Source organism: uncultured Algibacter sp., assembly GCF_947490405.1.
Taxonomy (GTDB): Bacteria; Bacteroidota; Bacteroidia; order Flavobacteriales; family Flavobacteriaceae; genus Algibacter_B.
This window is the reverse complement of the sequence record NZ_CANLGU010000003.1, coordinates 69798-82247: the sequence shown is the minus strand read 5'-3', so window position 1 is coordinate 82247 and position 12450 is coordinate 69798. Positions and strand designations below refer to the sequence as shown.

Here is a 12450-nt window from a genome sequence, read left to right as displayed (position 1 = left end):
TGCAGAGGAAAGCCCACAGCCTGACGTAGGAGGTGCGAGGACTTGAAACGGAAAGCCCGACCCGATAGGGTAACGCCCAAATAAAATTTAAAATTAAAAGATTAAATTAATATACAAATGAAATTAAACATTGCCCTTTTAGCCGGAGACGGTATAGGACCTGAAGTAATAGACCAAGCGGTTAAAGTAAGTGACGCGGTTGCTGCGAAATTTGGACATGAAATTAATTGGAAGCCAGCATTAACGGGAGCAGCGGCAATTGATGCTGTTGGAGAGCCTTACCCAGATGAAACGCACGAGATTTGTAAAAGTAGTGATGCGGTGTTGTTTGGAGCTATTGGTCACCCACGTTTTGATAACGATCCGTCTGCAAAGGTTCGCCCAGAGCAAGGGTTATTAAAAATGCGTAAGGCTTTAGGCCTGTTTGCTAACGTGCGCCCAACGTTTACTTTTCCATCGTTATTGGATAAATCGCCATTAAAAAAGGAACGTATTGAAGGTACCGATTTGGTGTTTTTACGTGAGTTGACTGGAGGAATTTACTTTGGTGAAAAGGGTAGAAGAGAAGAGGGAGAAACGGCATTTGATAACTGTGTTTATACACGTGCTGAAGTGCAACGTTTGGCTAAAAAAGGTTTTGAATTGGCAATGACGCGTGGTAAGAAATTATGCTGTGTGGATAAGGCTAACGTTTTGGAAACGTCTAGACTTTGGAGAGAAACGGTACAGGCTATGGAAAAGGATTATCCTGAAGTGGAAGTGAGTTATGAGTTTGTAGATGCGGTTGCAATGCGTTTGGTACAATGGCCAAATAGCTACGATGTTTTGATTACTGAAAACTTATTTGGTGATATTTTAACGGATGAGGCTTCTGTAATTTCTGGGTCAATGGGATTAATGCCATCGGCATCATTAGGATCGGATATTGGATTGTTTGAGCCTATTCATGGGTCTTACCCACAGGCAACGGGATTAAATATTGCAAACCCAATGGCTACCGTGTTATCTGCAGCTATGATGTTTGAAAACTTTGGTTTGTTAGATGAAGGCAAAACCATTAGAGCAGTAGTTAATAAGGCATTGAATGAAGGTATGGTAACTGAAGATTTAGCTGATGGCGGAAAAGCTTACGGTACTAAAGAAGTAGGTGATTGGTTAGCTAGTCATATCTAGACTATGACTATAGATTATACTAAAAAAACCTGCTAAGTAAAATACTTAGCAGGTTTTTTTATTTGTATAGCAATTAATTTACTATCTATTTATTATGAGCTTTTGCCCAATCCTTAAAGTACTTGTTTTACTAATAGCATTTGCTTTACAAAGTCTTGATAAAGACACATGATATTTGCTGGAAATACCTGAAAGGGTGTCACCACTTTTAACAATATAAACTTTTTTTCTGTTTTCTTTTTTTTGAGCAGCTATAGCCAATTCTTCTGTTGTAAATAATTCCAGTTCACTTTGCCTTTTTGAAGTGTGAAAATGTGATTTTACCCATTTCTTAGTCACCCAAATGTTTTGATCTCTTACTTTATTATTTTCAGAAAAATCAAATAGATATTCTGGGTTTATATAATTGCCTTTATAACTAACCACTAAATGCAAATGACTCCCTCTTGCATTTCCTGAAGTACCGCCTTTCCCCAGTAATTGTCCACTTTTTACAGTATCGTTAGCTTTAACAGCATAACTTGATAAATGCGCATAAACAGTTTCTAAACCATTAAAATGCCTTACAACTACAGTACGTCCATGACCTGAGCTATACCTTGCAAAACGTACAATACCATCAAACATAGCTACAAGACTATCACCAGTAACTAAATCTATATCTATGCCTTTGTGGGGCCTACCGCGTCGCCATCCGTAACGTGATGTTATGACTTTTTTGCCCATAACAGGGGATGTGTAAATGCTGTCTGTAAATTTTATTTGAAAAGGAAATTTTTTTAATTGGTTTCTATAAGGGTTAAAATTTATAGTATCCCAGTAATTGCTTTTAATATTAACCTGTGGCGCTTTTATCTTTGGAGCATTTGTAACATTAATTGCGTAACGCTTAGCAATAGAATCTAAACCTTGTTTTATAGCTAAATAATCTTGACAATTAGAAGTTTGTTGCAAACATAATATAAAGATTAAAACTACTAATTTCCTCATAAAAATGATTTTATAACAAATTAAAACATTTGATTTTGCATAACATAATTGATACCTAAGAATTATGAGATTTTGTTGAATACTCGAAAACCTCTAAATCAAAATAAGGAATTGCAGAGAGCACATGATCAAAGATGTCTGCGATAATATATTCATAATTAACCCAACGTTTATCACTACTAAACGCGTAAATCTCAATTGGCAACCCTTCAGCATTTGGAGCTAATTGACGAACCATAATTGTCATATCTTTATTAATGGCCGAATGATTTTCTATATAAGTTTGAATATATTTTCTAAACACACCAACATTAGTAAGGTTTCTTCCATTTAGAAGCACCTCTTTATTAGCATTATGCAATCTATTGTACTCTGAAATATCATTTTGTTTGTTTACTAGATATGCATTTATTAATTGAATGTTTTTCAATTTTTCAATATCAGCATGCGTTAAACATTTGATACTGTTTTGTTTTATATTTAGAGAACGCTTAATACGACGCCCACCAGAATTAGACATACCACGCCAGTTTTTAAAAGACTCAGAAATAAGTGCATAGGTTGGTATTGTAGTAATCGTTTTATCAAAGTTTTGAACTTTTACTGTAGCAAGCGTAATTTCTATAACATCACCATCAGCACCATATTTTTCAAAAGTAATCCAATCGCCAATACGCACCATATCGTTAATAGATACTTGGATACTGGCGACAAATCCCAGGATGGTGTCTCTGAAGACTAAAATAATTACTGCTGAAATAGCCCCTAAACCGGTTAAGAATTTTAAAAAGGGAATACCCGTAATTATAGCGATAGCAGACATGATACCACCAAGCCATGCAAAAATCATAAACACCTGAATATAACTATCTATAGGTTTATCCTTAAATCTAGTTAGGGTTTTTAAAAAATCTTTTAGTGTGTTTAATAGACTTCTTGCAATCCAAAGCGTTAGTATTATAGCGAATACTTTTAAATATTTTTCGATGATATTCTCAAAGTTTCCAAAATCAACAAATACATCTGGGACAAATTCAATTGCAATTAAAAGTGGGATGATATGCGCTATATTTCTTGGTACTTTATTGGATATAAGTAAATCATCAAAATTGGTTTTTGACCGTTTTGCAAACTGTGAGAATGCACCAATAAGTAATTTTCTTATAATTATATCTACAAGGAAAATTACAATGAGTAATCCAATAAGAAGAATAAGCATGTTTAGATATTCAGCAGATTGCTCTGAGACACCTAATTCAGTAAGTTTTTTAAAAACCCAGTGTTTTAAACCCGTAGTGGTTTCTGTAAGGCTTTCTTGAATCATTGGGCCGATTTTAAATATTTTCTATCAATATAGAAGGTGCCAAAAGGTATGATAGCTGCTAACAATACAATAAGAAATTGGTTGTTGGTCCACGAAAACTCCTTTTTAAATAAGAAGGCTAATGCTATATAAGCTACAAACAATAAGCCATGGGGCATACCTAAGAGTTTAACATATTGCGGATCATCTAAAAGGTATTTAATAGGTGTAGCAATAAATAGCAATAATATATACGAAACACCTTCAAGGAGTGCTACAATTCTGAAAATATTTAATGAAGAAAACATACTGAATTAATTTTAATGCAAAAATAATTCAGAATGAAGTAATAACGTTGCTTTTTAAGCTTTTTTTAAAATACGTTGAATATAATCAGTCCGTAAATAACGAAACGCAATAAACGTAATGATCCGTAAAGCACAACATTTTTAAAAGGAAACTCAATAATACCCGCTGCAATGCATGATATTGAAAAGGGTAGTGGTAAAAGCGCTCCAACAACAATTAAAAATCCTCCCCATTTTTTGGAGTTTTTAAGTTGTTTTTCCATTTTTACTTCTAAATAGTTATGTACTGAAGGCATTTTTGTAATTGAACGCCCCATCCAATACGACAATAAACCACCGCCATAAGATAAAACAGCCAGTAAGCTTAAATAAAACCAAGGGCTATACATTTTTCCTGCCCAAGCAATAAAGATTTCTGGTGGAATGAGTCCGAGTAAGGTTTCTGAAACAAAAAAGAAACTTAATACACCATAAGAAGGTAAAATTTCAGTTAGTTTGATTAAACCAGCTTCAATATTAAAAAAATGATTTAAAGTATAAACAGCTAGTACAATACCAATAATATATGGCAAAGCTTTTTTTACAGCTTGCCATACAAACGAATAAAATCCTGTATAGTTATAATACTGATGTAATAACTGCAAACGAGATTTTGCAGTTTTCTGCTTTGACTTTTCTTTCATACTTCAAGATAGATATCGAGGGGATACAAATATAAGGCTAGATAAGTTTTTATAAAAAAAATTAACATTTTTAATAGAACCTATGGTGTTGCAAAATATTATATTTTACATAATATAAATTATAGTACAAATGTATTGTTTAGTTAATAAGTGTGGTTTATCCATTTGTAAGCTATAATTCCATATTATGTAAAATATCCCAGAAAGTCTTGAACACATAATAAACTTTAGTACTGGGGTCATTTAAACATTTGGCTCTTGGGTTTATTGCTAAATAAGAAACATTCTGCTGTTTGTACTATAATTAGACGCTATGTAAAATTGCCGCGCCCAACCGCTAGTCCCGATTTAACATCGGGATTGCCACCGCTTGGCCACACCAAAAAAAGCTAGCTTTTGCATTTGTTTGAAATTCGCGTATTAGATAATAATCTTGCAATATTTTTTTCTACGGCATTCTCGTAAAGGTTTCCGCAAGAGTATAAAATTTAAGAAAAATAAATTTCTATACACTTGCTCAAATTCTGCAATTATTCAACATTTTTTGATTTAGTTGTTTAAGAACATAAGGATTGTAACGTCTTACGACTGCTGAGAACTAGCATTGCAAACTTGCTCGTGTCAAGAAAATGTGTTGCTAGCTCTCTAAAATATACACGCTCATTCACCTATTGTTTTAACCAAAGTTTTATGAGGCCGTTTTGCCAACGCTTCATCTGGGTAAAAACGCACTCATTCTATTTTACAGAATATTATAAAACTAAAATTAAAGAATAACTATCGAAATAAATATTATAGTCTTTTACTGTTATAACGTAGGATTACAATTTAATGATTTTCTTTGTTTCATTATAGCCATTAACCATTTCAATTTTAAACATATATAAACCACTATGTAGTGATGACATATCTATAGTACTACTAGAAGACAGTTTTGAAATTACAACGTTCCCAAAACTGTCATAAACAATGATTTTACTAATTGGGTAATTTGCACTAACCTGAACTATACCAGAAGACGGATTAGGAAAAATATTGATTTTATTATTACTAATAATGCCTTCTACAGATAAATTTGACTTACTTATTAATTTGATAACACCGTAATTGTTATCAATGCAATTATCTAACATTGCTCCGCCAACAATTATGTCATCTTCCGAATTAAAAAAATAAAATGCTGGATTAACTACATTTGAAGCGAGATTACTATATTTCTCTAAACTCAACATATCGCCAGTATATTTTGAAATTGATTCGTCGAAAACCACTAAATCGTTATCTTTACTATAACTGTAATAAGCCTTTATAGAGTTTGTGCCGAAATCATAATACATATCTATTAATTCTGGATTATCATAACCAAGCTCTAATGATCGTGTGATATTCCATATTAAACTTCCATTTGTAGCGTTAATTTTTTTATAATTAATCTTTTCACTATCTGTACCAATTGAATATAAATAGTTACTATCGTAGGGATCAGTGATAACTTTTAAAATTGTACCTTCCTCAATAAAACTACTGTGCCAAACATAATTTAAGTTACTAATGTATTGACACTTCAAAGATTGTTTTTTTGACACCGTAGTTGAAGATGTTATACCATACCTGTAAATTAAGCTAGAATTAAATAAAAACGAACGTGTTGTTTGATTTCCACCAACATCTGTGGTGTAAGATAAATCATCTTTTTTTATTGTGTATATCTCAGAATTTGAAAATAAATAAATTTTATCAAAAGTGCTTAAAACCAAATCTCCTTCATATTGAAAGATATCGAATTTTGATTTATTTTCACTTTTCAAAAATTTTGTCTGCACTTCGCCTGTGCTCAAATTCCATTTAGCTAAATCTTCACGATAATAATATCGGTTATCTGTGCCATAAATAAAATATAGAGATTGATTATCTGCTACAAAATCAATACCTTTAAAATCAATATAATGACCGTTCGTGCTTTCCTCTGAAATTAATACGCTGTCTAATATTTCACCTGTAGAATTTGATAATTTTGCAACATATAGTTTTCTTTTTACATCATCATAACCCACATAAGACACATAAATAAAATCATTACTAATAAATATTTTATCAGGTGTTGTCAAGAAACCCTCTGAAATATTACTGGTCCAGATTTCATTCATTGAAGCATCCGTTTTAACAAGCTCAACATCTTTTCCATTTTGCCTTAATTGACAAATAGTATTTCCAATTTTTTCCAGTTTTACTAATTCTGATTTGTATGTATATCCGCTATTAATATTTTTCACATTAAGGTTCTCTAAGCTTAAATCTGTATTAATAAATGAAGGAATTGAACTAAGATCATCACCTTCCAAATAACCAAAACAGTTTACTTTATCATTGAAAACATATATAGCATTCCCATAACTTATATTATCAAAAGTATCTGGAAAATTTGTTACCGTAATATCATTGATTTTCTCACCTGTTGCTCCAGAAATTTTCATGACACCTAGTGCTTCAGGACCATAATTAGCATCGCCGTAATAACCGGTCATATATAAATCTCCATTACAATCTATATCCAAACTTAAAGCTGCTGCATTTCCTCCACTATGACTTTGACGCATACCAAAATCTGACATTTTATTTAATGTATACCAAACTAGGTCACCTGAAACCTTATCTATTTTACTACATGTGTAATAATCATTTCTAGAACCCACGTATGCATATCTCGTGGTAAAATAAAGAAAATCATTTGTATCTAGAATACTTGTAATACCCTGCTGAGAACTCCCGGATTTTCTCCAAATTTCTTTTCCATTAGAAACATTTATCTTTATTGACTTAGAGTCTTGAAACAAAAAGAATTCCCCGAATTTATCCTTAAATATTCTGGAAATATTATCATGCCCATCGTAAATTTTTGAATAAAGAAAAGAATTGAAATTTAATCCATTTAATTTGTGCAAACCATTAGAATCTAAAAAAACTAAATTTCCACTATGGTCAGCTTCTAAATCCAAAATCTTAATTGAATGATCATAAATAGTTTCAATTAATCCTGAATTTTTGTCAATTGTAAATACTTTACCTAAATCATCCTCATTCGAAAAAAATATAAATTTATTATTATCAAGATCAACAAAGTCTCCTGTCTTAGATTCCAAATCTTGAATCTCATTTTTCCAAACAACTTCTCCAGAATTGAGATTAATCTTTACAACAGTAACCTTTGGATTACTAATACCATTGTATAATGACTCTAAACTTCTATTATTGATATCATAATCGGTACTATGGATTTTAACATATAAACTATTATCATCAAAAACATTAAAATACATACTATTTATTGCAGCGAAAGAATCTGCTAGACAATTAGCTGTAGACCATATTAGGTTACCTTCTGTGTCTAATTTAATTACTACAGGTATCTCTTCATTTTTAGCAATAACTTTACTTGAAAGAATGACACCATCATTAAGCTTCTGTGTTTTGTAATAAAAATTAATGTTATTATCATTTAAACCCCTTGTTGAAAAAGTATACTCTTGGGAAGATAAAACAAAGCTACAAAATGAAAAATATGTAAAAACAATTAGCTTATTAATTATGTAAATAGTTCTTTTTTCCATGATTATCAATTAATTGTTACACTTTTAGTGATTGTACATCCAAAACTATTAGTTATTGAAACCGAATAAGTTCCTGGTTCACTAACTTTAATATATTTTGAAGATTCTCCTGTAGACCATATAATAGAATTATTTGTTATACCTTTAATATAAAGCGTATATTCATTATTACACTCATCTAATTCTTTGTAAATTTCTAGTGTTGATAAAAAGCTATAATCAACAATCAATTCATTATTTGAAAGATTATTATCAAGAGTTTCATTAGGATTTGAAATCTCGAAACGCAAATTATAATCAGTATTATCAATAAAAGTGAAGGCTCCTAAATTAACTAATTTGCTTTCTGAAGGGTTTATAGACTCGTTAATAGTTGTCTTTCCTTTTGAATTATTAAATAACCACCATTCAATATTATAAGACGTTATGGGGAAAGCACTATTGTTTTTAATAGACACTACGATATCTTGTAGTAGTAAGCAAGGATTGTTATCAGAATATACAAGAGATTCGATTTCTATATCTACCAATGAACTTTGGTCTAAATCGAATTCATCTGCTCCAATATCTGGCGTGGTCTCATTTCTAACCTCACCATCAATATCATTCGTTACACCTTGTAATACCTTACCCTTTCCATCTATTAAAACATCATTATTTAAATGTAAATCATTAGAAGATATAAAATTCGGTTTCGCTAGAATACTATTGGTATCATGATTAGATATCGTTTTCCAACTCTCAAAATCATAACTAGTTGCTCCTTGTATGAATTCGTTTGTGTTATCAGGTGTATAATAACAGTTATAGTCCATATCAAACTCATTAAGATCAATATCATTGCTAAAATATATAAGGCTTTTACTATTAGTCCTAAAAAAAATATTATTGTTTACAGTAATATCCATCAGGTTTTGAGTAAACCTAATTGTTGAGGAATTTGAATCTGATTCATGATAAAAGCTATTGTTCAAAATATTAAGATTGCTTGATCTTTGTATTAAAATATTATTGCTGTATGACCTGAAGAAGTTGTTTTTAATAACCATTGGAGAACTGTTGTCCATCTGACAATCCATAATATAAAGTGGTGAATTGTTCGATTGCTCAAGATATTGCTGATTACCACTAAATTCAAAGTTTTTTTCTATGTACCTAAATTGCAATGGGTTATCTGTTCTTTCACCTGTGAAGATATTCTTCTTTATATAAATATCGTTAGTGAAGTAGATTAGTATATCAACACCTGACTTCCCCTCAAAAACATTATTAATTATATTTACATAGTTGTTTTTGCTATAGCTAATACCATTACTAAAAATAGCAACATTTCCATTACTAAAAACATTGTTCTCTATTTGAACATGTTGAACAGAATAATCAGTACTACTAGTATTAGAGGAAAATACTTTAAGGTTGTCAAGTTGTATATGTTTTCCTTTGTTATTTGGAGCTATAAATATGCAATTAATAACATTAATTTCTTCAGCCCCTTTAATATGTAACCCAATATATTGCACATTATCGGATGTTAGTTCAAATGTTAAGCCATCAAATGTTATGTGATTAGACCTTTCTAGTTTTATTAAATGAGTAGATGATTGAAGTGTAACAACCCCATTTGAATCTAAAGGCTGAAATCGTATTGTATTAGCAGTAGATGTGCCATTAATTGTTGGTATTATCAATTCGGAAACAGTATATGTTCCTGATTGGATACCAAATACAACAGGCCCATTGACTCCACTGATTTCCAATTCAGAGACAGCAGCTTGAAGCGTTGCAAAATCGTCAGATGCATTATTACCTATAGTATAGGAACCACTTAATGCCTGACCATAAGAGATTGTTACAAAAAAGAAAAAAAGGATTGTATTGAATAATCTGAGCATTCTAGATAAATTTGATTAAATTTATTTAATATAAAATATTAGATGCAAATTAAGTTTATTTAGTTTGACTTACTATTTTTTTTCGATAAAACGTATATTTATCCTACACTTGAAGTTTTTAAAGAATATAAACTTTTACAATTGAAGGTGTGAAAAGTCTGAACATAAAAAAGAGTAATCCCATTATATACACATTCCCACTTCGCTCCTATCGTCGCTTCGGGCAAAGAGTATTCCATTACATTTTTTAAAGAAGCTTTTAGAAAGAAAAAAATCCAAGAAAATTGGATTAAAGAGCTTCGCTTTTACCAAAGCAAAGTTACATAACGCAGAACATTATAGTACACTTTTAATATTGGATTATCCAGTGGATGATTTAATATTAAAACGATAAGAAGTTCTTATAAACATGTAATCTATAATTTGTTTTAAAATGAAAATATCCTCAGGATCTTCTCATTTTAAAAGTATGTAAAATATCCCAGAAGCATTTGTTTTCATTAGAATATATTCTCTAAAATAGAGCAGATTCAATTGATAAAATCAACATAAAAAAAATGAAATTATTACACATCCTATTTAAACATATTTAATTTAACTGTAATATTATATAAGTTACTAAATATCATCTATGATTTTTTGAAAGTAGTAAACTTATAATTACTTTAGTCAGATATTTCTATCAAATTTAATTTATATATAATGAATACTAATCTAATTAAAAGTAATGGCTTTTTTTATATATTAATACTTTTTTTATTTAGCTCTCAAGCTATAGCTCAAAGAGAATATTTTCGAGAATCAAAAAAAAACCTTAAAAAAGGAAACCTATATGTAGCAGTGTTTAACGCAACTAAAGTACTTGATAATTCTCAATCTACTAAGAATATGCTTAAGGTTGCTCAAGAAATTATTGCCGATAATATAGAAAATGCAATAGCTGAACAAAACTCAAAAATAGATTCTACTCAATCCTTGTTGAAAACTTTTGACAAACATAAATCTGTTGACCAAAGTGCGTTTATTGTAAGTTTATATGACAATTTAGCAAACCTTTACTCAAGTATTAATAACATACCAGAAAGTAGAAAAGAACCCTCAAAGAAAAAAGGTGCTAGTATTATCCTTCCAAATATAAATTATCAGAATTTACTTAATCAAGCGAAACTTAAGGATAATCAAATAAAATCAAAAGCAGCTTTAGAATTTATGTCTGAAGCAAAATCCTTAATGAAGGAAAACAGTTTGGATAAATTAAAAAAATCCTATATCTACTTTAAACAAGCTGCCAGTTTAGATAAATCACTTGATAATGAAGCCAAAAGTCTATTAGAACCACTTGGAAATAAAATAGCAAATTTATTAATTAAGCCTGTTAATAAGTTGTTGGCATCGAACAATCTAAAAAAAGTAGAAGACGCATTTAATTTAGCTAATGAAGCCAAATTATATTCATCTAAACAAGTTATATCTAATATCTTTTCTAGTACAAAAACCAAACTACAAGATGCGTACTACGATTTTGTACTAGAGACACTATTGTTAAATGACTACAATACTAAAGAGCTTGAAGAAATAGAAAAAAAGGAGTATAATAGTTTTCCTCGGGATGCATCTGGAAATCCTAAAATTTCTAGAATGAAAATTAGTTTTGATAAGGAGAAGGCAATCGAAGAATTGGAAAAAATTGATGACCCTGCTGAAAAAGCAAAATTAAAAGCTGTTTATGATAAGTTGTCTGGAAATAAAGAGAACAATAATCAACCGACACATATAACTCTCGATCAATTTCGAGCAAGTTATCTCGCCTCTATCTATATTGAAAAATTAATAGCGATGGATTCAGAGTTTAGAGATCTAAAAATAATATCTGATATTGCACGAAATAGAAGAATATTTATTGATCCTAGAGATAATAACAAGTATTATACATCCAAGATGGGTGATCTAATTTGGATGTCTACCAATTTAAAATTTAAAACTAATGGAGCCATTCATCGAACTGATTGTAAAAAGGATGGTTCAAAAGAAGTTAGAAAAGAGCTAGGGTATTATTATAACTGGTATTCTGTTATGAATAATAATTTGGATAATAATCAAGGAATTTGCCCTAAAGGTTGGAGGTTACCAAACAATGAGGAGTGGCAAAAGGCAATAGATATTATTAAAGCCGACCCAAAAGAATCGGGTCGTATTAATCCAGATACTGGAGGTTATATTAGAAAAGATTCTGGTACAAATTCAGATTGTCAAGATTTGAGATTTAAGAATGGAGCTTATTTCTGGTCTTCAAGTTATTCTAGTAATGAATCAGCAAATTTAATTGGAGTTAGTTATATTTCTATACGCAAGCTTTATGGAAAAGTTCCGATATCATCAAATAATCCTATGATTCAAAATGCAAAACTGCAAAAATTTCCAACCAACGGTTCAGAACCTGCAGCTAACTATCAGATGAATTGTAGATGTATTATGGATTTACCTAAATTTTAA

8 protein-coding genes are annotated in these 12450 nt (G+C 30.5%); 2 read left to right on the top strand and 6 right to left on the bottom strand.

The genetic code is table 11. The features are described 5' to 3' along the window. Positions 1 to 117 precede the first annotated feature (117 nt). Positions 118 to 1173 (top strand): 3-isopropylmalate dehydrogenase, encoded by a 1056-nt coding sequence (leuB, locus tag Q0772_RS08075; RefSeq protein ID WP_298342676.1) that lies wholly within the window; start codon positions 118 to 120, stop codon positions 1171 to 1173. Positions 1174 to 1254: 81 nt separating this feature from the next. Here leuB and Q0772_RS08070 read toward each other — a convergent pair whose 3' ends face one another. The 6 genes from Q0772_RS08070 to Q0772_RS08045 all read right to left on the bottom strand — a co-directional run bounded on the left by Q0772_RS08070 (position 1255) and on the right by Q0772_RS08045 (position 9957). Beyond that, positions 1255 to 2163 carry a M23 family metallopeptidase gene (locus Q0772_RS08070; protein ID WP_298342674.1) on the bottom strand — a complete coding sequence of 303 codons (909 nt, stop codon included), beginning with the start codon at positions 2161 to 2163 and terminating at the stop codon, positions 1255 to 1257. A gap of 55 nt (positions 2164 to 2218) precedes the next feature. After that, positions 2219 to 3487, bottom strand: a complete 1269-nt coding sequence (locus Q0772_RS08065) for a mechanosensitive ion channel domain-containing protein (RefSeq protein ID WP_298342669.1) — start codon at positions 3485 to 3487, stop codon at positions 2219 to 2221. Further along, a complete protein-coding gene (locus Q0772_RS08060) occupies positions 3484 to 3774 on the bottom strand; it encodes a DUF3817 domain-containing protein (protein ID WP_298342666.1) in 291 nt (96 codons plus the stop codon). The genes Q0772_RS08065 and Q0772_RS08060 overlap by 4 nt, the downstream gene beginning before the upstream one ends. Positions 3775 to 3839: 65 nt before the next feature. Next, positions 3840 to 4457 carry a VTT domain-containing protein gene (locus Q0772_RS08055; RefSeq protein WP_298342663.1) on the bottom strand — a complete coding sequence of 206 codons (618 nt, stop codon included), beginning with the start codon at positions 4455 to 4457 and terminating at the stop codon, positions 3840 to 3842. Between the two features lie 821 nt (positions 4458 to 5278). Beyond that, positions 5279 to 8065, bottom strand: a complete 2787-nt coding sequence (locus Q0772_RS08050; protein WP_298342661.1) for a T9SS type A sorting domain-containing protein — start codon at positions 8063 to 8065, stop codon at positions 5279 to 5281. 5 nt (positions 8066 to 8070) lie between these two features. After that, entirely contained in the window at positions 8071 to 9957 is a 1887-nt protein-coding gene (locus Q0772_RS08045; RefSeq protein ID WP_298342658.1) for a hypothetical protein, read from the bottom strand. A gap of 702 nt (positions 9958 to 10659) precedes the next feature. On the opposite strand from Q0772_RS08045, the gene Q0772_RS08040 reads away from it, so the two are divergent. Continuing rightward, the gene (locus tag Q0772_RS08040) at positions 10660 to 12450 is read left to right on the top strand and encodes an FISUMP domain-containing protein (RefSeq protein WP_298342656.1); all 1791 of its coding nucleotides are present in this window, start codon (positions 10660 to 10662) and stop codon (positions 12448 to 12450) included.

Coding starts and splice junctions, on each gene's coding strand:
- leuB (WP_298342676.1), top strand. CDS start 118: ATGAAATTAAACATTGCCCTTTTAGCCGGAGACGGTATAGGACCTGAA.
- Q0772_RS08070 (WP_298342674.1), bottom strand. CDS start 2,163: ATGAGGAAATTAGTAGTTTTAATCTTTATATTATGTTTGCAACAAACT.
- Q0772_RS08065 (WP_298342669.1), bottom strand. CDS start 3,487: ATGATTCAAGAAAGCCTTACAGAAACCACTACGGGTTTAAAACACTGG.
- Q0772_RS08060 (WP_298342666.1), bottom strand. CDS start 3,774: ATGTTTTCTTCATTAAATATTTTCAGAATTGTAGCACTCCTTGAAGGT.
- Q0772_RS08055 (WP_298342663.1), bottom strand. CDS start 4,457: ATGAAAGAAAAGTCAAAGCAGAAAACTGCAAAATCTCGTTTGCAGTTA.
- Q0772_RS08050 (WP_298342661.1), bottom strand. CDS start 8,065: ATGGAAAAAAGAACTATTTACATAATTAATAAGCTAATTGTTTTTACA.
- Q0772_RS08045 (WP_298342658.1), bottom strand. CDS start 9,957: ATGCTCAGATTATTCAATACAATCCTTTTTTTCTTTTTTGTAACAATC.
- Q0772_RS08040 (WP_298342656.1), top strand. CDS start 10,660: ATGAATACTAATCTAATTAAAAGTAATGGCTTTTTTTATATATTAATA.